Raw genomic sequence first — 21,074 nt, forward strand, 5'->3', positions numbered from 1 at the left:
CAAAAAGGCATAGTTTGCAGGCATTTTGCCTAGGGTTTCGGCAGCCTTCCGAAAACGGTGAGCGAAGGAGAGGCGTGGCGGAGATGAACCATCGCCCCGTAAAGAAGGCTATATCAAGCTATGTGGAGATCATGTTGCTTTTATTGTTTTCGTTGATATGGTGTGGATATCAACGGAGACTAAAATGGGTAAATTCTCGTTGCTCGGCGCTGGTGACTCTGCAATCGCGATCGAAAACAAGGCCGCGCTCGGCGACATTGTGGTCGTTTGTGAGCATGCTTCGCGTTTGATCCCGCGAGCACTCGGCGACCTCGGTCTTGATACGTCGGCACTTTCAAGTCACATCGCCTGGGATCCCGGTGCACTGAAAGTCGCGGGATATCTTTCGACATCTCTCGATGCGGTTCTCTGCTACCAGCGCTATTCGCGACTCGTTTACGACTGCAATCGCCCGCCGGAGGCCGCGTCTGCAATCGTCGGAAAGAGCGAGATCTATGACGTTCCGGGAAATCAAAACATCTCGGAAGCAGATCGTCAGGCGCGGATCAGGGAAATCTATCTGCCCTTTCGCGACGGCCTCTCTGAAATTCTGAGCGCACGCAAAACTGAGGGGCGCGCGACCATCCTTGTGACCATCCATAGTTTTACCCCGATCTATTTCGGCAGGCGGCGCGAAGTCGAGATCGGAGTATTGCATGACAGCGACTCCAGGCTCGCGGATGCGATCCTCGCGGAAGCCGAAGGAACCGATCAAAACTATGTCGTCATGAGGAACCAACCATACGGTCCGGCGGATGGGGTCACGCACACACTTATCGAGCAGGGCATCGCAAACGGCATACCGAACGTCATGATAGAGGTTCGAAACGACCTTTTGGCGCGCGCGGATGGACAAGCAGCCGTTGCGGCGTATCTCGCCACCCTCATCCAAAGGGGCGTATCGGAAATACAGCGCGGAAAATTGCCCGCCGCACCCACGTCAATCGACACGCCTGCCGGCCCGCAGTCGTGATGTTGCAAGGTCACCGTCGTAACGCCTGGCACGGTTCTTGCGTAGCTGCCTTCGAAACCGACCGCGCGAGCCTGCCACCAACTCTCAGGGTGGCCGCGTTCCAACCCCAAACTTTGGCCTGAAGCATGGCCACGAGCGGATGACAATGTATTCGATCATTTTAGGGCGCGAGCGCCATGTCTTCGAGGATTTGAAATCCGTCATGGCCTGTGCCTCGCCGCCAAAGTCGGGCGATGTGCTCGCGGGCATAGGGGCGTCAAGCAATGAGCGGCGGGTGGCTGCCCGCTGTGTGCTCGCCGACATGCCGCTCAAAACTTTCTTGCAGGATCTGTTGATCCCGTATGAGACCGACGAGGTCAGCCGGCTGATCATCGATCGCCATGACCGGGCAGCATTCGCGCCGGTTTCGCATATGACGGTCGGCGAGTTTCGCAATTGGCTTCTTTCCTACGACGCGACGACTGAAAGGCTGGCGGCGCTCGCGTCGGGCCTCACGCCGGAAATGGTCGCCGCCGTCTCCAAGATCATGCGCAATCACGATCTGATTATTGTTGCCGGCAAATGCAGCGTGGTCACCGCTTTCCGCTCCACCATCGGCCTGCCGGGAAGGCTGTCGAGCCGCCTTCAGCCCAATCATCCGACCGACGATCCGGAAGGTGTGGCCGGTTCGACGCTCGACGGGCTGCTCTACGGTATCGGCGATGCTGTGATCGGCATCAATCCGGCCACCGACAATCTCGATGCCTGCACCAGGTTGATGGTCCTGTTCGACCGGCTGCGCGAACGGTTCGAGATTCCCACTCAATCCTGCGTATTGACCCATGTTACTACCTCCATCAAGGCAATCGAGGCCGGAGCACCGCTCGACCTGGTCTTCCAGTCAATTGCCGGCACCGAGGCTGCCAACAAAGGTTTCGGCGTCGATCTTGCCGTTCTCAGGGAAGGCAATGAAGCCGCGATGTCAATGAAGCGCGGCACCGTCGGAACCAATGTCATGTACCTCGAGACCGGGCAGGGCAGCGCTCTTTCGGCGAACGCCCATCATGGCGTGGACGAGCAGACGGTCGAGGCGCGGGCTTATGCCGTGGCGCGGGAATTCAGCCCGCTGCTCGTCAACACCGTGGTCGGTTTCATTGGTCCTGAATACCTGTTCGATGCCAAGCAGATCATTCGTGCCGGGTTAGAGGATCATTTCTGCGGAAAACTGCTCGGCGTACCGATGGGGGTCGATGTTTGCTATACCAACCATGCAGAGGCAGACCAGGACGACATGGACAATCTTATGGTGCTGCTGACCGTCGCAGGTGTCAGCTTCCTGATTGCTGTCCCCGGCGCTGATGACGTCATGCTCAACTACCAGAGCCTTTCCTACCACGATATTCTTGGGCTCAGGCATCAGTTCAATCGTCCGCCCGCTCCGGAATTCGAAGCATGGCTTCATCGCATGGGCATGCTTGATCATTCGGGCCGTCTGGCGCCTGCCAGCGCCTCGGGCCAATTCTCTCACAATCTCTTGAGCTACGGGGTGTCCGCATGAGTTGGGGCCGAGACCCGTTTGAGCGTTTCCGCAATTCTACACGTGCCCGGATTGGACTTGGAAGGGCGGGCGACGCATTGCCCACAGCGGCAATTTTAGATTTTCAGCTTGCTCATGCCAGGGCGCGGGACGCCGTCCATGGCCGAGTCGATTTCGTTGCTCTCGCCAAGGAACTTGCGCCAGTTCCGACGATCCGTATCAGGTCGTGTGCGGCGGACCGGACCGTCTATCTAGCGCGCCCGGACCTCGGTCGTCAGCCGCTTGCTGCCGATCTTCCGGTGTCGGGGGAACGCCACGATATCGCGTTCGTTATCGCGGACGGGCTGTCGGCATCGGCGGTTGAGCGCCATGCGGTCCCGCTCTTCAAAGCGTGTATTAAGCGTCTTGGGGGATTCAGTATCGCCCCGGTGATATTGGGCGAACAGGCGCGGGTGGCATTCGGCGATGAGGCTGCGGCGGCGTTCGGTGCTGAGGTGGCGATCGTGCTAATCGGCGAGCGGCCGGGGCTAAGCGTGCCCGACAGTCTGGGTGTTTATATTACGTTCCAACCGCAGTCGGGACGACGCGACAGCGAACGCAACTGCATTTCGAATATTCACGCCGACGGGCTCAGCTATGAGGTTGCGGCCGACAAGATCGTTTGGATCGTTCGAGAAGCGCTGCGCTTGCAACTGACCGGTGTTGACCTCAAGGAAAACGCCGAAGGCACGGCAAGTACGCTGACGCACGGGGATGCATAGTCAATAGGGCTCGGGAAGGTTGGCCTTATAAAGCGCTTCCTTGATGGACTTTGTTCCAAGCGAGAGCACTGCACGTCGCAAATGGTCCTCGATCTCCGCTACGCTCTTTCCTTCGAGCAATGCGGTCTCCCCGAGGGTCTTGCCCCTACCTGCATTGTTTATGACCACATTCAGGGTCGGGTATGCGCGCCGTCCAGCACATGGTCGTTGTTTAGCGGCGGCACACCCTGCAAGTTGATCACCCGCAGGGTCGGTTGGGGAATCGATGTCAATTGAAACGAAACTTCTAGTACAAGCATTGGGATTCTGGCATTACAATCAGTATATTTACATTATTAATGTATATTTAATGTTTTCATCCGTATTGCGAACACCAGTCTCCGTTGCTAAGGTTGCACCCGGAACAAATACTATCATTATTTCTGAATTCGAGACTTCGAATTCGGACATTTGTTCTTTTTATACTGTGCGCGGCGCATACTTTTCAATACCCGATCAAGCGGCACGGTTATCAGATCGTGCCGCGTCACGCCCGATGGCACCAGTTACCAAAAAAGAGCGAGATGCGAATGCTAATCTATCTTATTTATGGACCCACCTGCAGCGGAAAAACAGACTTGGCAATCCAAATTGCACGAGAGACCGGATGGCCGGTTATCGCGCTGGATCGAATACAATGCTGCCCTCAAATCGCCACCGGCAGCGGGCGTCCTTTAGAGTCGGAGCTGCAATCCACCCAGCGAATCTACCTAGATTCGCGCCCACTCACCGAAGGCGTGATGGAAGCAGAGGCCGCTCATCTCCAGCTCATATCGGAAATAGAGGATCGCAAATCTTCCCCTGGCCTCATCCTCGAAGGCGGTTCGATTTCTCTTCTGAACTGCATGGCCAAGGACTCCTATTGGAATGCCGGTTTCAGGTGGCACGTAAGGCGCCTGCGTCTTGCGGCTCCGGATGTTTTCCTGCCGCGGGCAAGACTTCGAGTTACGGAAATGTTTGCCATCAAGGACGAGCGCCCATCCCTGCTGGAGGAGTTGGCGGATCTCTGGAACCAGGAAGTTCTCCGGCCAGTATTGGAGGACATCGACGGATATCGCTGCGCGATACAGTTCGCCAGGGAAAATAACATCGAAATCAGCGAGTTGTTACATCTCGATCCGATGCGGCGGGAGGCGCTGATAGCGGCCATTGCCGAGGAATATCTTGAACACGCGCGGTGGCAAGAGCGCGACTTCCCTGACTGGCAAGAAGGCGGGAATGTTGGCCTCACTCCTCTCTCGGCTCCACATGATACCGGGAGCCCACCGGACCTTAGATCGTTGGGCTAGGTCTACTCATGAGATTCAGCAAAAGCTTACTTTCGAGCTACGCGTCAATCTGAAACTTTGCCAACCGTGAGGTAAAATGACTATCTTGCTCATCTCCGGAATGGGGCCGGAATTTCCCGATAACAGGCTGCTGCGTGGTTCATCCTTCGAGCTCCTTATCAATCCTGAAGTGGCTGCCGTCGGCTCTGGTAGGGCCCGATTTGATCTCTCGCGCCTTCAGTATAAAGCCGACGATGGGGGGGGCGTGCCGTTGCTTCGTGCACGTCGAGATGGCGGCGGGGCAAGGGCTATGAGCAATAGCTCTGCTGCCAAAGGCGCGTCCCAACCGGCTCGAACGTTCCACCTCACGACCTTCACGCTGCAGTCCATTCTCACTGAGGGGGGAGTTGAGTTCGACGCAATGCCAACTGAAAATATCTGGAAAGGGGTTGGAGACGAACCCGCTGGTTCTTACGATGTCGTTCTCCTCTCAACCACCTTCATCTGGGATCGGCGCAGCTTGCTTCAGGCGATAAGTTGGATCGAGCTGCGATTCCCCGATGCAATCCTGATCCTTGGTGGTCAATATAGCAATCTCAAGTTCATGCAGATTATGCGAGATCATGGGAGCGTCGATTTTATCATTCGCGGAGATGCTGAATTTGCGCTGCCGGATTTGCTCAATAAGCTCAAGGGAGGTGATCCTACCAGCGTTCCTAATCTCGTGTTTCGCGATGTAAATGGCCGACCACGGCTTACGCCGATCGCCTATATCGACCTGGACCAATACCCGTCACCCGCGCTAACCGGTCATGCACCGGTTGTACCTTACGAATCGATGCGGGGTTGTCCGTTCAGTTGCAAATTTTGCTCATTCCCGGCTGCATCGCCCCTGTGGAGATATAAGTCCGCAGATAAAATCGCGAGCGATTGGGAGCACTATAAAGTTCAAAACGGCGCAAGCTACGTCAAAGCGTTGGATTCAACGTTTACCGTACCTCCGAAGCGCCTCAGGGAGCTTTTGCCGAAACTAGCTACCATCGACATTCAATGGGAAGCATACACGCGAGCAAATTCAATCAAAGATGCCGAGCTCGTCCATCAGCTCGAAGACGCCGGCTGCAAATCTCTGTTCATCGGCTTCGAGTCAATGAGCGATGCGAGCCTCAGGAACATGGACAAGAAAGTCACGGCGCGAGCAAATCGTGTAGCTCATGAGCTTCTAGACGGAAGCACGATCAAACATTTCGTGTCGTTTATTGTCGGTTATCCAGGAGAAACTCCCGATATGTTCGAGGAGACGAAGGCGTTCCTTGTCAACGAGTATTCCGGAGAATTCGCTCTTTACGTTTGCATGCTTCAGGACGAGACTATGCCTGTTTGGCAAGATGCAGAACGCTTCAACCTCAAAGTTGATGACCCGAGCGGCGAGGCACGGATCTGGAGCCACAACGGGATGGACTCCGATACAGCGCAGCGATTGCAGCTCGAAACTCTAAGGGAGGTTCGTTGGAAAAGCGACACCGCAAACTTCCGATCTTGGCAACACGATTTCGAGGGTCCGCTTATAAGCAATGACTCCGGACATCGGAACGCCGTAGTAGAAAAATTAGTCGATCGTCTCGGAATGATCAGTGCGGACGTCGAGGACGAAGGGCAAGCGCAGCGTCTTGAAAGTCAACTTCTCGAGCAACTTAATGGATATGGTGTGACGACGGCTTGACCCTGAGTTTAACGACGCCATGCGTTCACTTCCACACGTTGCCATTTCTGAAGACGCTGATGACCGTCCACCGTTCAGGTTGCATGCAGCTTTCCAACCCTGGAGGTGTTTGATGAACACTTCGACGAATGCACTCTCCGAAAAGGTCATTTTGTGCAACGAGCATGGTGAGGCCATCGGCACGGCTCCAAAGTCCGAAATCCATCACGCCCATACACCGCTGCACCTTGCCTTTTCGGTCTACATTTTTGATGGCGACAAGAAGCTGCTCGTGACGCGGCGGGCATCGGACAAGATTACATGGCCCGGTGTTCTCACCAATAGTTGCTGTGGGCACCCGCGGCCGGGTGAATCGTTGATTGAAGCAATCGAGCGCCGGGTTCGAAAGGAATTGGGGATAGAGGTAAATGGCATTCGTCTTGTGCTACCCGAGTTTTCCTATCGCGCAGCAATGACGAATGGGATCACCGAACATGAATTGTGCCCCGTGTTCACCGCCCGCTGCCAAACCTTGAGCGTAACACCCGATCTGAATGAGGTGTCTGCGTGGCAGTGGGTGGATTGGCAATGGTTTGTCGAAAGCTTACAGGATGGGCGCTTGCTGGTGTCGCCATGGTGTCGCGCGCAAGTCGAACTGCTCGCATCGTTTAATGCGGATCCATCGCAATGGCCCATAGCGGATGAGCTGAGCTTGCCTGAAGCCGCCAGAGCAAAAATATGAGACGTTGGTTACGACGATTTGGCCGCGCTATTCCGTGCCCTGGTCTGGGCGCTCGAAACGGATCTTGGTGGGTTGGAATATTCAAAGCCAATCTTGCGTAATGTTCGTTTGTCGATGGGAGGAGCGTTTGAGATATTGCGTCTTTTCGGGCTCAAACAACGGCCGGAAACCAGACTATGTGAGTGCAGCAAAGCGCCTCGGCAAAGCTCTCGCGACGTCAGGCATCGGATTGGTGTATGGCGGCGCTTCGATCGGTTTGATGGGGACGATCGCCGATGCAGCCCGAAGCAATGGCGGAGAGGTTATTGGGGTAATTCCGCGTGCACTGGCCGAGAATGAGGTTGCGCACACTGGTCTCGCTGATCTGCGCATTGTCGAGACCATGCACGAGCGCAAAGCGCTGATGGCAGCGCTATCGGATGGCTTTATCGCCTTGCCAGGGGGATTGGGAACGCTTGAAGAACTGTTCGAAGTATGGACATGGGCTCAGCTTGGCTATCATAGTAAACCCTGTGGGCTGCTCGACACCGCAGGCTTTTATAGGAAGCTCGAATCCTTTCTTGATCACGTTGTTGACGAGGCGTTCGTGACAACAAGCCATCGCAACATCCTCCTCGTCGAGGAGGACGCTGAGGCGCTCTTGTCTGCGATGGCAAAAGGTAGCGCCACACTAAAGTCACGTTCAGAACAGAGCGATTTCTTAGGTGCGCTCCGCCGCTAACTGAGCCCACTTTGCCAGTTACCTCATCGTTTCTGACGATAACCAGCTGTAGCAGTCACAGAGGCGAGTTAAAGATATGAATTGCATTGAACGGTAGTGAATTGTGAATTGCGTTGTCTATAAAACGAGATGGTACCACGAGCGGCGGTGGCCCTGCATACCTGTGATCCCTTTGTTAATTTTGTAACGAAATCGCTGTGGCAAACCATGGCCGATCTCTTATTTCCTATTTCTCGCGGAATGCCGGGGTGACGTGCGTTCCCAAGAGGACTTATGCGATTGGCCACAGGACAGGTAAGTCATGAGAAGGACGCCGGAAGAGGCTACAGCTACCCGGACGCGGATTTTACGCTCTGCCGAAGCTATTTTTATCGAAAAAGGATACGATGACACCACCTTGCAAGAAATTGCGGGCGAAGCGGCCGTAACAACTGGCGCCGTCCAGTGGCATTTCGGACAAAAAATGCACATTCTGTTGGCATTGCGCGATGATTTTTGCTGGCACGCAAGAAAACTGGGCAGACTCCATGACGCAGGAATGGTTGAGAAGCCGTTGAAGGCGGTTGCTGAGTGTGCCACATCAGCCATTAACTACTTCGCTGACAACGAAAACTGCAGGCGGATTTTCCAGATCTATGATAAGAAAGTTTCCGATACAGCCGCTTTCTATAATGAAGACCGCAAGTTCCACCAGGAGGTGCGAGCGACGTTAGGTAGCGTCTTTGGATCCGCAGAGACTAGGAAGGAATTGCTAGCTCCATGGACGTCCGACACTGCGGCATATACCTTTTGGTTTATGATGCGGGGAACGCTTCAGACCTGGCTGGAAGATAATTCGAGGTTTGATTTGAAATCCGATGGCTTGCGTATCGTTCAGGCGATGCTTTCCTCGTACCAGCGCGCCGATTTGGTCACTAGATAAACGAGTATTTCGCTTGGTGATTGGTATTTACATATCGCCTAAGCGTTTTCCGATGCCGCTGTCTGTGAACAGGTGGCCTTGAAGGTTGGCCGCTTCCAACGTCGTATGTTCCGAACTCGCGTTGAGCCATGTGCGAGGCAGCGTTGTAATGTTATAACATATCACATAGTATGTATTATGGAACTTCCATCGTTCCTGAAGCCGTTTGCCACGACAGCAGGCAAACGGCTGCTACACATATTGCAAGAGATCGATCAGATGCAACGTGCGCATATGAAAGCTGAACCGGTGGGCAGTCACGTCCCCCAGTTCTCGGCAGCAAAGTTGGTTCCGTTTTTCAAGCCGACGGCAAGAGCGCCTTTCGATCAAGTCAATTGGACTTACTGAGATCTGCTTTCTGAATGGCCTCCTCAATCGACTTTGCCTTCAGTACGACCAATGAACTATGCAGGCAGTTCTCGATGTCGGCGACGGATTTGCCCTCAATCGACGCGATTTCGGCGACGGTCCTGCCTTGAGAAATCCACCGAATGCAGGTCTTTTCAAGCGGGGAAAGTATCCATTCCTTCATGACAGAGATCGCACTAAGTTGCGCCGCGGTCGGCGGCAGGTGTCGTACCGGGCGCCAGCATCGAAGTGTCGGTTGAAGCCAAGACGCCATTGCTCCCACGAAAAGTGGCTGCCGCCGCGATCTGCGAGACGGCAGCCAAGGTGCCCCGGGAGGAGTTCTAACAGCACCGACCAGCAATGCCGTCAAATTCGTATCATTCCGCGCGATCAACCCGCCCCGTGGCTAAGGGTATTTTATCGGACGGCGATTGACCACTTTTCTTCGGGCGCGCAGGAGACCGGACAGTTGTTGCCGCAAGCACCGCTTTGATACCTAATGGCCGATAGTGTGAAACGAGATCTTGCCACTTCTCATCAATCTTTTTGTCTTTCACCGACTTACTCCAGCGAATGTTTTCCATCGAGATGCAAGCAAGCTCGATGCACGGCGTCCACAGCACTCCCACTACCGCCAAAAGCCCTGCTGCCCCCCAGGAAGGTCGCCGACCCTCCTTTCACTCGAGTCCGCCAAAAGGCGGTCGACGACTCTCCCCGGGAGGAAGACGGTGGCGCCCAGACGCCATTTACTGCTAGCGGTCAGCGAGACTATCGCCCCTGAATGTTGGCCGAAGGCCCGTCACCTACTCCGCAGGATGCGGGTGACCAAAGGCCCCCGGCCACTCGCACGCTTTCGCCGCAGATCCTGCTGCATGAGCCAAAGCCGGTTCCAGCGACGCCCCGTTGATACGCGCGGCAAGAAAACCCGCGATGAAAGCGTCCCCGGCTCCCATTGTATCAACGAGCTTCGCCTGCACGATTCCTTGCCGCGTTACGCGCCCACCTTCGCTAAAAACCGCACCGCGCTCACCCTGCGTCACACAAACCGAGGCCACGCCCAGAGCATGCATCTCTCCGATAAAGCTATCGGCTTCGTCATTCGACAGATCGGATCCAGAAAAGAACGCCAGCGTCAAAACGGGGCAAATCGCTGCGAGATAGTCGCGGTCTCGCTCGGTGGAGAAGTCAAACGACAGTTCTCTCGAGGCTGCACGGATGCGAGGCAGTTCAGGCTCGATGTAACTGAAACACGATGAATGCACGTGGCCGAGACGGGAAATCAGGTCAATGTCATCGACGTCCATCCGCAGCATTAGCCGCTTACGCACGCCGCCTTGGTTGGATTCGATAAAGACCCGATCACCATCGATGATATTTACCTTTGCTTTGCCCGTCTCGCCTTTCGCTCGACGCAAATGAGCGTCGGACAGACCTTCAGCGAGGAGCGAAGAATGAACATGGGCGCCCTCCTCATCGTCACCGATCAGACCTATGTAGGCAACATCGCCTAGACCAAATCGACGTGCGAGAACGGCGACATTCAAGGCATTGCCACCCGGATAGTATACTCGTTGGTCAATGTAGTGATCGACCACGTTGTCGCCGATGCTGACGAGTCCAGCCTGGCGAGAAATAGCATTGGACATTTATAGCTTCCCAAGCGTAGCGCAATCACACCGGAAGCTCAGGGCTCCTCGGGGCTGGACTCAGGGTGGTAGTTCACCCCTGGCAGTTGTTTTGGGAGGCGACACGAACTGCGAACCGCCTCCCAGACCATTAGTATTCGAGCTTCCACATGTAACGGCGGACCGTCAGGGGGTGACCCTTCGCCTCTCCAAGCTTATCCGCATAGGCCCGAAGAACGGGTTGGAAGATGAGGGGTGTCATATATTCGGCGACGGTCTCGGGCAGCTTCGACACGCCAAGATCCCTTGCATCGAGGGCAGTTACGCGCTTGCTATATTTTTCAACGAAAGACAGTGCGCGTTCATCGATCGTCCGCGAGGGCCCAACCCCGATGAGTTGGATAAAGGGGACGTCGAAATCAGTGATCTCGAACGGACCATGGAAATACTCACCGGCGTTAATCGCAGCCGAGTGAACCCACTGCATTTCCTGGAAGATGCAAATCGCGTAGGAGTAGGCCACGCCGAAATTGGAACCGGAGGCCATCGTGTAAATAACGGCTTCGCGCTTGTGCGCTTCAGCGAATTCCGTGATCGCGGAGCGACGATCGTTGATAATGTTTTCTACGATGCCTGGTAGCACCGCGAGAGCGCGGTCAAAATCGTCTGCCTTTTTATTTCCTTCACGGGCCTTCAGGATACCCAACGTGAGGCGCGAAAGAACAGCCATCGAATGCGCCGACGAAATCGCCGCGGGCTCATGGGTGTATGGGATGGTGTATTCGGATGCTTGATCCAAAGGGCTGCCGAGGACGTGCGTGAGCGAAATTGTCAGGGCGCCGGCCTTGCGTGCGATCTCGGCCGCCTCGACCGTTTCCGGCGTTGAGCCCGAATGGGAGCAAAGGATGACCACGGAAGTCTTGCCAAGGCGCTTGGGCGCGCGAGCCTTGAATTCGGCCGCGTTGAGCGCGATCCCGTTGATCTGTTCCGCCTCGCGCTCAACAATATACTGGTTTGGCAGCATAATGGCGTAAGAACCGCCGCAAGCAACGAAGAAGATGTCCGTGACACCTTCACGCTCCGCTACGGCCCGCACCGCAGCTGCGATCTGGGCATCAGTCTTTTGGGTCGTCATTTGATCATTCCTTTATCTAGTCAGACGTTGGGTAAAAGCTTCAGGTTTATTCAGCCGCGCTCGCTCAATGAGTGGTGCGCGGCTTGAAGATTTGACCGAGCACAAGCAAAACAATCGAAACCGCTATCAGGCAGGTCGAAATCGCTGCAATCGTGGGATCCACGGAATCTCGAAGTGAATTGAACATTCGCCGGTTTAAGGTTGCGTGGGGGCCATTCGATATGAACATCGCCACGACGACCTCATCGAATGACGCAAAGAAGGAGAAGAGCATCGCCGAGATGACTGAAAACTTGATCTGCGGAAGCGTGACTGTGAAGAACGCGTAGGGACGTGTTGCACCAAGACTTCTGGCGGCCTGTTCCTGATTGATGTCGTAAGATGCAAGGCCTGCTGTGACAACAATGAGCACGAGCGGCAGGGCAAGAGCGGTGTGCATCGCCACCAGGCCGGTTGTCGTGTTGACGAGTCCAAGCCTGGCCAGGACAAACAATGCACCGATTGCCAAAATAATAATCGGGATTGCCATCGGCATGGCAAAAAGTCCCCACAGCAGCGTACGGCCATTCGAACGACCAGCCCAAATTCCATAAGCCGCTGCCGTTCCAAGGCTCGTCGCGCAGAGCATCGAGAGAATGGCTGCGCGCAACGAAACGAAGGTAGCGGTCATCCAATCCGTGGAATAGAAGTAGTTTTCATACCAACGTAACGAGAAACCCCGTGGCGGAAATTCCAAAAAGTCCGATGGCGAGAACGACATTGGAATGACAATGAGCGTCGGCGCGACAAGGAAGATCAGTGTCAGAACCGTAAGCACATAAAGCCAGAGGCGTTGCAAATGCGTGATCTGCGTCTTGGATGCAGGTTGAAGAAACCAATTCATCGCACCGCTCCCATTCCTGCGCGCCGTGCCAAGATTGCGGCGCCGACGACCAACACAATCGTGATCACAAGTAGCACCACGCCAAGCGCGCTCGCTGCACCCCAATTGGAATAGAGGGTGACATTTGCCGCGATACGCATGGCCGCCATGATGACGGTGCCGCCGCCTAGCACGGCCGGCGTGACATAGAAGCCCAGGCACAAAACGAAGACCATGAGTGTTCCGGAGAAAAACCCAGGCAGCGACAACGGAAAATACACATCCCGGAAGGCACGCGCCGGCTTAGCTCCCAGATTGGCCGCAGCCGCCATCAAATCATTGTCGATCGATTTCATCGACGCGTAGAGCGGCATTACCATAAAGGGGAGCATGATATGGACCATGCCTATCAGCGCGCCCGTCAGGTTTTGAGTCAAAGCGAGCGGCTCGTTGATAAGACCCAAGCGCATGAGGGCCTCGTTGATGACGCCGTTGCTTTGCAGCAGCACGAGCCATGCATAGGTACGCACCAGAACGGCAGTCCACAACGGCAGCAGGACAAACAAAAGCGCGACGTTTTGAATCCGACTGGGTAGCTGTACCAGGCAATAGGCGAGCGGATAACCGATCAGGGCCACCAGCAAGGTTGTGTACAGAGAGACCAAAAAGGTGATCCTGAACACCAAAAAATAAACTGGGCTTGTCCAAAGCCGCGTGAAATTTTCAAAACTGAAAGTACCCTCTTTCCCGATAAAGGCGAGATAAGTCATAACCGCCAAGGGGAGGATAATCGTGACGAAGAGCAGTAAAATACCGGGGATGGCGAGCGACAGCAGACCTAAGCCCTCAAGGCGGTCCGCCCGTCTCAATTCCGTTTCGTTTTGCCTGAATGCATCTGAGGTGGATACGATGCTCATGATCAGCGCTCCACGTCGTCAGCGACGACAACTGTTTCGCTTTCATGAAGCGAAAGGGTGACCTGCGAGCCGGGTTGAGGAATTGCGGCACGGCTGGCCTGGTTCAAGTGCTGCCGAACGTTGAGCAAATTGCCGTCCGGGAGGCGGATAAAGGCCAGGTAGCTTTCGCCCTGAAACAAAGTGCGCTCCAGGACGCCATCAAAAATATTGAAAGCATCGTGTCCGTCGGGGGAAGCTACGATCTCCAGTTTCTCCGGACGAATGACCAGGAGGCCTGCCCCATCGGTTACAGCATTCGATGCAACCTTAAGCTCCTTACCCCTGTAAGAGCATTTCGATCCCGTAACGGCGACTTTTAGAAAATTAGATTCTCCCATGAACGCTGCCACGAAGGCGCTTGTGGGCGCGTTATAGATCTGCGAGGCCGTATCGAGTTGCGAAATCTGACCACCACGCAAAACGGCGACACGGTCCGACATGGTCAACGCTTCACGCTGATCATGGGTCACCAGGACTGTCGTCATGCCGAGGCGTTCATGCATCGATCTCAACTCGACCTGCATCGCTTCACGCAGATTCTTGTCAAGCGCTGAAAGTGGTTCGTCCATGAGCAGGATTTTTGGTTTGAAGACGATGGCGCGGGCAAGCGCGATACGCTGCCTTTGGCCGCCCGAAAGCTCCGAGATCCGTCTGGATTGATAACCGGGAAGCTGCACAGTTTCCAAGACCTCGTCGACTGCGTCCTTGATTTCAGATTTAGAACGCTTGGCGATCTTCAACGGGTAAGCAATGTTTGCAAAAACGTTCATATGCGGGAACAGAGCATAGTTCTGAAACATCATCCCGACCCCGCGCTTATGGGGCGGCGTGAACGACATCTCCTCCTCGCCGAACTTGATCGATCCGTGATCCGGCCGAATAAACCCCGCAAGCGTCATCAAGAGTGTGGTCTTTCCCGAGCCTGAAGGACCCAGCAATGTCATGAACTCGCCGCTTCGGATGTCGAGACTGACGTCGTTCAGAGCGTGTACGGGCCCATACGTTTTGGTGACGCCGGCAATGCAAATCGGCAGAGACTGCCCGCTTGCTGCACTATGTTCCGACGGCAGTGTGTGACTTGGCGAAAACAATGAACTACTCCCAGTGTCGAGGTTGCTGCGCGCGTGATCCGTTATATCGGTTTGTGGCGAGCGCAGCTTGAAGACAGGCCGTCTGGCGGCGGTGTTTCGCCGCCAGACTTTCCGAATTCTTATTTCTTGATAGACAGAAGCATCGCGTCGAAACGCTCCGACAGCTCAGCGCCGTTCTTGTTCCAGAAGTCCACCCCGAGCGGCAATTGCCCCTCGACGTTCTTTGGCGATGACGTCAAGCGCGACAATGTTTTTTCCTCGTAGCCGTCATAAGCGAGCAAGTTGGCGCCGCCATAGGCGACATATTTCGGCAGATCCTTGACATATTCTGCCTTGGAGATTTCCTTCACGAACTTGATCGCGTTGTCGGTGTGGGGTCCACCCTTCACAACCGCCCAACCATCGGACTGAATGATGCCGTCCTGATAAACGGGCTTAACCGGCGCGCCGGCGTCCATCGCCGTGATGATGCGGCCATCCCAGCCGTAAGACAGATCGACCTGGCCATCGACGATGAGCTGGGTCAATTGCGCACCGCTATCCCACCAGACGACGTCCGACGTTTTGATCAGCTCTTCAAGCTTGGCAAATGCCGCATTCAGGCCGGCTTCAGTTGAGAGGAATGGATAGACTTCATCGTGAGATTTGCCGAGCGCCATAGCAGCCGCTTCGATATTGCCACGCGGGCCGCGGGTCAGGCCGCGCTTGCCGGGGAATTTTTTGGCGTCAAAGAAATCCACCATGTTCTTGGGGTAATCGCCGCCCCACTTTTTTGTGCTGACGCCCATGATCTGCGAAAACACGGTATTGCCGACGCAGTAGTCGTTCACCGACCCAGGCGAAAATTTGCTCCGGTCAACGATGTCTGCCGGCAGCTTGACGAGAATGCCGGCGTCCGCAGCAAGCTGGCATTCGCCAATGTTGATGTTGATGATATCCCAGCTGACCGAACCGGAATCGACTTGCGCCTTGGCGTCGGTCCAGCTTTGCGAAGTGTCGTCCGCAACGGTCAGACCAAGCTTCTTGCCGGCCGGCTCCCAAAGCGCCTTTTTAAAGGCGTCCTGCACGACGCCGCCGGATCCGACGATAACGACGTCTGCAGCGTTGGCGGAAGCAACCGCCCCGGAAAGGACGAATACTGAAGCGGCGAGAACCGCGAACCTATGTCGTATGGCATTCATGGTTGAAATTCCCCTTTTATGGCGGTTCAGACCGCATGGCATATACCAGTGAGACGCGTCGCCCTCCGCTCCCAGTTAAAAGGAGGGCAATCCCATAGCTTGAACGGTTCAAGCTACTGCGCGAGTCGGCACTTGCCGAGCCAGGGTGTAGCAACGTCCCAACTCAACTGGTCTGCATGTTCAGGCCAGTTGGTATATACCAAGATACATCCGATTAATGTGCTGTCAATAAGATTTTTGGCGGGGTGGAAAATCTGTTCGGACTTAAAGCGGTCTCGAAGAGGCTAGCCACCTTTGTGTGGTGTCCTACCGCCCATCATCATCGTTATGGGCGAAGCCGTTGCCTCACTTGCGTTGTAGTCCTGGTGCTCGATGGAAAAACTCACATAGTCGGGATGGTTCAGCGATCGCAGATGCTCAAAGGGAATGCCGTCAATTGTTTCGGTAACACCGTCAAACCTTAGAACAGAAGCGCCCGCTGAGAGATTCAGAAACTCCGCTTCCGCCTCCGTAGCTCTATGGATACTTATGCTCGAAGACTTGTTATGCAAATTGAGTTGATACGTGTCGCGGAGATGAGCATAAAGCGATTTGTTTTCAATTACATCTGCAGCGGATAGGCCCGGTACCATTCTGGCCGGGATCAAGCTGAACTCCACACAAACTGGAATGCCATCTACAGTGCGTTGCCTCTGGATGGAGATGATGGGATCACCCACTGCAATACTGAGCTTGGCCGCCGTTGCCTTGTCCGCGACCTTCCGTTCGAAAAAGAGCAGCTTTGATCCGGGAACATGGCCCGCCTTCTCTACGACGTCAGAAATGCTGTAGGCGACGTGTTCACTTATGGGCCGGTCGAAAAGACGATCCGGTAGATATGTACCGCTGGTTCCTCGGCGCTCAAGCACGCCCATTTGCACCAGGCGATCTATAGCCTTGCGCATTGTCACACGGCTCGTTCGAAACTTCTGTGACAACTCCCTTTCAGACGGAAAACGGCTCCCCTGTTCGAATTCACGGTTTTGAATAGACCGCAGGAGATCTTGCTGCAGTTGGATGTACATTGGCTCGGTGTCCAAGGGCTCTCCATTCCAATTGGTATGCTTGCGACTGTCACTCCGCTATTATCGACAAAGAATCCTGCTTTACCACCGCAAAAGAATGCAAAAGCTTCGAAAAGGCGGGAGCTACGGCCAATCGCCTGTCGAGGTCGATAATGCTTGACAGATTGGTATATACCAAGGAAGATTGTAGCCGCTCTGGTCAAACCGGTGCTGAATGGGCTCCAGCCGCTCTGAAGAGCGACCATGTTGGAAGTCGCCCAGATAGCTTTTACTCGGGCGACAACTGCCCGCAGACAGCTTCGTTAGAAAGTGAAGAACCATGAAACTTGCAGGAAAAACTGCCGTCATCACCGGAGCCGGCCGGGGTATTGGGCGAGCCACCGCTCTCGCACTGGCAAAGGAAGGATGCAACATCGTCCTCGCCGCGATCGAGGCGGATCAGATCGAGGCTGTGGCGGACGAGGTGCGCGCGATCGGACCCCAGGCGCTTGCTGTTCAAACCGACGTTCAGCACAAATCGCAAGTCACGGCGCTCGCCCAGGCCGCATTCGATCGCTTCGGCGCGGTCGACATCCTGATGAACAATGCTGGCGTTGCTATTCACAATTCGATCCCGAACATCAAGGAAGAGGATTGGGATTGGATGATGGCGATCAATCTCAAGGGCACATTCCTTTGCACGCAGGCCTTCTTCCAACATATGTGCGATCGACGGAGCGGCCATATCGTCAACATTGTTTCTCGTGCGGGCAAAGTGGCATCGGCGAAATTTGGGGCGTACGCTGCGTCGAAGTTCGGCATGCTTGGCTTCACCCAGACGACGGATGCGGAGGGGATCGAATTTGGCGTCAAGGCGACGGCGGTTTGCCCGGGAGCTGTTGATACTCAGCAGCGTTCCGAGAACCACATCGACGACCGCGAAACCTTGCTGCAGCCCGAAGACGTTGCAGACTACGTCACATTCATCGTAACCCGACCTGCCCGCGTCTACATTGGCGAAGTCTCCCCGATAGCCCAGTACCTGAAACCTCTTCCCAGCGGCGGCTTCTTGAAGCCCGGTATTTAGTGATCAATGGGTGCCGTGGGAGCATTTAGATGTCTGTGCGCAAGTCTGTCCAAATCGTCACCGACCGCATCGCGGCTCGGAGTACTCAGTCGCGTCGGGAATATCTCGACCGTATCGAGGCTCAAAAGCAGAAAGGCGTCCACCGTTCGGCGTTGTCATGCGGCAACCTTGCCCACGGTTTCGCCGCCTGTTCACCATCTGATAAGGCGAGGCTGACCGGCTCAAAGTCGCTGAACCTGGGCATCGTTACGTCATACAACGACATGCTGAGCGCCCACCAGCCCTACGGCACCTATCCCGAAATCATCAAGGACGCAGCGCGATTGATCGGCGCGACAGCGCAAGTGGCCGGCGGCGTCCCGGCTATGTGCGACGGCGTCACCCAAGGCCAACCAGGAATGGACCTATCCCTGTTCAGCCGCGATGTCATCGCCATGTCAACGGCGATTGCACTCAGCCATAACATGTTTGATGCCGCGGTCTACCTCGGCGTTTGTGACAAGATCGTCCCTGGCCTTCTGATCGGGGCACTCACGTTCGGTCATCTGCCGGCCGTGTTTGTGCCGGCTGGCCCAATGACGTCCGGCCTCTCAAACGAGGACAAGACGCGGATTCGGCAACTGTCGTCGGAAGGTAAAGTTGATCGCAACGAATTGCTCGTCGCCGAGGCGAAGTCCTACCACTCTCCCGGCACCTGCACGTTCTACGGCACGGCGAATTCTAACCAGATGCTCATGGAAATCATGGGGCTTCATCTTCCAGGTTCGAGCTTCGTCAACACGAACACGGATTTGCGTGATGCCCTTACTCGCGAGGCCACTCGACGTGCTCTTTCACTTACCGTTGGGGGCGAGAATTACACCCCGATCGGCCAGATCGTCGATGAGAAGGCGATCGTGAACGGTATTGTCGGGCTCCTTGCAACCGGCGGCTCGACGAACCACACGATACACATCATTGCCATCGCGCAGGCGGCCGGCCTACACGTCACGTGGGAAGACATGAGCGACCTGAGTGGGGTGGTGCCGTTGCTTGCACGCGTCTATCCTAACGGCCCTGCCGACGTGAACCACTTTCAGGCCGCAGGCGGCATGGGCTTTCTGATTCGCGAATTGATCGATGCGGGTTTTCTCCACGATGACGTAAAGACCGTTTGCGGAAGCGGACTCAGCGGGTACACCGTCCAGGCTAAGCTTTGCGGTAGTGACTTGGCGTTCGAGCCCGCGCCGGCATTGTCGGGTAATCCCAAGGTGTTGGCACCAATACGCGATGCGTTCTCATCGAATGGTGGGTTGAAGGTGCTGACTGGCAATATTGGTAGGTCGGTTATCAAGGTGTCTGCCGTGAAACCCGAAAACCGCGTGATCGAAGCGCCTGCACGCGTTTTTCACACTCAGGACGAGCTGCAGCAGGCATTCAAGACCGGCGAGTTGAATGGTGACGTTATCGCAGTTGTCCGCTTCCAGGGTCCGAAGAGTATCGGCATGCCCGAACTGCACAAATTGACGCCTGCACTCGGCGTCCTGCAGGACAGGGGCTTCAGAGTAGCGCTCGTCACGGACGGGCGGATGTCAGGCGCGTCAGGCAAGGTGCCTGCCGCGATCCACGTTACTCCAGAAGCCTCGGATGGTGGCGCCATCTCCAAAATTCGTAACGGAGATCTCATCCGACTCGACGCGAACGATGGGACGCTTACCCTTCTAGGCGACGAGCGAGAGTTTCTATCCCGTGCGACTGCTACCCAAGACCTCAGTTCGCAGCATTACGGGATGGGACGAGAACTATTTGCAGGCTTTCGTGCGCTCGTGGGCGCCGCCGACCAAGGCGGAAGCGTACTCAGATAGTGTCTGAATAGACCGGATTTGTCTGGCCGCCATCCCTACGAAAATCATATTCCAAAAGGAGGAGTCTCATGGAATACCGTCAGCTTGGCCGTTCAGGCCTCAAAATATCAACTGTCACAATGGGTACAATGACTTTCGGCGGCGTCGGCTGGGCCCGGAAGGTCGGCGACCTTGGTGTCCCCGAGGCTAAACGCCTCGTCGATCTTTGCGTGGATGCCGGAGTCAACCTGATCGACACGGCAGACGTCTATTCCGACGGCAAGTCCGAAGAGATCATCGGCGACATTCTGGGTGGTAAGCGCAAGGACGGCGTATTGATCGCGACCAAGGCGCGTTTCCCGATGGGCAAAGGGCCAAATGATGCCGGCAACTCCCGCTATCATCTGATCGAGGCTTGCGAGGCGAGCCTGCGTCGCATGAAGACCGACGTCATCGATCTTTATCAGTTGCATGAATGGGACGGACAAACGCCGTTAGAAGAAACTATGGAAGCGCTTGATACGCTCGTCCGTCATGGCAAGGTGCGCTACATCGGCTGCTCGAATTTCTCCGGCTGGCACATCATGAAAGCGCTCGGCGTCAGCGATCGGGAGAAACGTCAACGCTTCGTCAGCCAGCAGATTCACTACACGCTGGAAGCTCGTGATGCCGAATATGAGCTGCTTCCGGTGTCCGTAGATCAAGGTCTTGGGGTCCTTATCTGGAGCCCACTTGCAGGGGGCCTGCTCTCCGGTAAACATCAACGTAATCAGGCAGCACCGGAGGGTAGCCGCCAGTTCGCCGGCTGGAAGGAACCTCCGATCCGCGACGAAAACCGCCTCTGGAACATCGTTGATACCCTTGTTTCAATTGCCGACGGCCGTGGCGTTTCCGCAGCGCAGGTGGCACTCGCCTGGTTGATTGGTCGAAAGCCTGTCACCTCTGTCGTCATCGGAGGACGTACGGAAGCACAGTTCAAGGATAATCTTGCAGCCGCGGATCTGAAGCTGAGCGCCGAAGAGCGAAAGCGGCTCGACGACGTTAGCGTTCCGCCGCTGCTCTATCCCTACTGGCACCAGCGCAATGAGGCGACCGACAGGCTTTGCGAAGCTGACTTAAATTTGCTCTCCTCATACTTGGCATAGTTGACTCCTTGGTCGGCGCCGAGCGCGCCGACCTCCACCAAGCCAGCAAATGCATT

19 protein-coding genes are annotated in these 21,074 nt (G+C 55.5%); 11 read left to right on the plus strand and 8 right to left on the minus strand.

The window, feature by feature from the left end; genetic code table 11:
* Positions 1–184 precede the first annotated feature (184 nt).
* From RRH01S_RS24765 to RRH01S_RS33180, 8 genes are all read left to right on the plus strand, one after another.
* Positions 185–1,012: an N-formylglutamate amidohydrolase gene (locus tag RRH01S_RS24765; protein WP_042474665.1), complete on the plus strand. Its 828-nt coding sequence runs from the start codon at positions 185–187 to the stop codon at positions 1,010–1,012.
* A gap of 139 nt (positions 1,013–1,151) precedes the next feature.
* Positions 1,152–2,549 (plus strand): ethanolamine ammonia-lyase subunit EutB, encoded by a 1,398-nt coding sequence (locus tag RRH01S_RS24770; RefSeq protein WP_042474668.1) that lies wholly within the window; start codon positions 1,152–1,154, stop codon positions 2,547–2,549.
* The gene (gene eutC / locus RRH01S_RS24775; protein WP_042474673.1) at positions 2,546–3,289 is read left to right on the plus strand and encodes an ethanolamine ammonia-lyase subunit EutC; all 744 of its coding nucleotides are present in this window, start codon (positions 2,546–2,548) and stop codon (positions 3,287–3,289) included. Before RRH01S_RS24770 ends, eutC begins: the two co-directional genes overlap by 4 nt.
* A gap of 569 nt (positions 3,290–3,858) precedes the next feature.
* Positions 3,859–4,617 (plus strand): isopentenyl transferase family protein, encoded by a 759-nt coding sequence (locus tag RRH01S_RS24780; protein ID WP_080705458.1) that lies wholly within the window; start codon positions 3,859–3,861, stop codon positions 4,615–4,617.
* Positions 4,618–4,693: 76 nt separating this feature from the next.
* Positions 4,694–6,319, plus strand: coding sequence for a B12-binding domain-containing radical SAM protein (locus tag RRH01S_RS24785; protein WP_042474679.1), 1,626 nt, complete (start codon positions 4,694–4,696; stop codon positions 6,317–6,319).
* A gap of 112 nt (positions 6,320–6,431) precedes the next feature.
* Positions 6,432–7,040 (plus strand): isopentenyl-diphosphate Delta-isomerase, encoded by a 609-nt coding sequence (gene idi / locus RRH01S_RS24790; RefSeq protein ID WP_042474681.1) that lies wholly within the window; start codon positions 6,432–6,434, stop codon positions 7,038–7,040.
* A 100-nt stretch (positions 7,041–7,140) separates the two neighbouring features.
* A complete protein-coding gene (locus RRH01S_RS24795; RefSeq protein WP_165586816.1) occupies positions 7,141–7,761 on the plus strand; it encodes an LOG family protein in 621 nt (206 codons plus the stop codon).
* Positions 7,762–8,062: 301 nt separating this feature from the next.
* Positions 8,063–8,683, plus strand: a complete 621-nt coding sequence (locus RRH01S_RS33180) for a TetR/AcrR family transcriptional regulator (RefSeq protein WP_052365235.1) — start codon at positions 8,063–8,065, stop codon at positions 8,681–8,683.
* A 764-nt stretch (positions 8,684–9,447) separates the two neighbouring features.
* On the opposite strand, the gene RRH01S_RS34025 is transcribed toward RRH01S_RS33180, so the two are convergent.
* From RRH01S_RS34025 to RRH01S_RS24840, 8 genes are all read right to left on the minus strand, one after another.
* On the minus strand, positions 9,448–9,627 hold the full coding sequence (locus RRH01S_RS34025; protein ID WP_234711727.1) for a hypothetical protein: 180 nt from the start codon (positions 9,625–9,627) through the stop codon (positions 9,448–9,450).
* 246 nt (positions 9,628–9,873) lie between these two features.
* Entirely contained in the window at positions 9,874–10,716 is an 843-nt protein-coding gene (locus RRH01S_RS24810) for a PfkB family carbohydrate kinase (protein WP_042474687.1), read from the minus strand.
* 130 nt (positions 10,717–10,846) lie between these two features.
* A complete protein-coding gene (locus RRH01S_RS24815) occupies positions 10,847–11,830 on the minus strand; it encodes an SIS domain-containing protein (RefSeq protein ID WP_042474691.1) in 984 nt (327 codons plus the stop codon).
* A gap of 64 nt (positions 11,831–11,894) precedes the next feature.
* A complete protein-coding gene (locus tag RRH01S_RS24820; RefSeq protein WP_042474694.1) occupies positions 11,895–12,713 on the minus strand; it encodes an ABC transporter permease in 819 nt (272 codons plus the stop codon).
* Positions 12,710–13,609: an ABC transporter permease gene (locus RRH01S_RS24825; RefSeq protein WP_042474699.1), complete on the minus strand. Its 900-nt coding sequence runs from the start codon at positions 13,607–13,609 to the stop codon at positions 12,710–12,712. The genes RRH01S_RS24820 and RRH01S_RS24825 overlap by 4 nt, the downstream gene beginning before the upstream one ends.
* A gap of 2 nt (positions 13,610–13,611) precedes the next feature.
* Positions 13,612–14,739, minus strand: a complete 1,128-nt coding sequence (locus RRH01S_RS24830; RefSeq protein WP_234711728.1) for an ABC transporter ATP-binding protein — start codon at positions 14,737–14,739, stop codon at positions 13,612–13,614.
* Positions 14,740–14,858: 119 nt separating this feature from the next.
* On the minus strand, positions 14,859–15,920 hold the full coding sequence (locus RRH01S_RS24835) for an extracellular solute-binding protein (protein ID WP_042474702.1): 1,062 nt from the start codon (positions 15,918–15,920) through the stop codon (positions 14,859–14,861).
* 284 nt (positions 15,921–16,204) lie between these two features.
* Entirely contained in the window at positions 16,205–16,999 is a 795-nt protein-coding gene (locus RRH01S_RS24840; protein WP_052365237.1) for a GntR family transcriptional regulator, read from the minus strand.
* Between the two features lie 304 nt (positions 17,000–17,303).
* Between RRH01S_RS24840 and RRH01S_RS24845 the strand changes: the two genes are divergently transcribed.
* From RRH01S_RS24845 to RRH01S_RS24855, 3 genes are all read left to right on the plus strand, one after another.
* The gene (locus tag RRH01S_RS24845; protein WP_042474704.1) at positions 17,304–18,050 is read left to right on the plus strand and encodes an SDR family oxidoreductase; all 747 of its coding nucleotides are present in this window, start codon (positions 17,304–17,306) and stop codon (positions 18,048–18,050) included.
* 29 nt (positions 18,051–18,079) lie between these two features.
* Positions 18,080–19,894, plus strand: a complete 1,815-nt coding sequence (edd, locus tag RRH01S_RS24850) for a phosphogluconate dehydratase (RefSeq protein ID WP_015084403.1) — start codon at positions 18,080–18,082, stop codon at positions 19,892–19,894.
* Positions 19,895–19,962: 68 nt separating this feature from the next.
* A complete protein-coding gene (locus tag RRH01S_RS24855) occupies positions 19,963–21,018 on the plus strand; it encodes an aldo/keto reductase (protein ID WP_015084402.1) in 1,056 nt (351 codons plus the stop codon).
* The last annotated feature ends 56 nt before the right edge of the window (positions 21,019–21,074 follow it).

Origin of the sequence: Rhizobium rhizogenes NBRC 13257 (assembly GCF_000696095.1) — a bacterium.
GTDB classification, from domain to species: Bacteria; Pseudomonadota; Alphaproteobacteria; order Rhizobiales; family Rhizobiaceae; genus Rhizobium; species Rhizobium rhizogenes.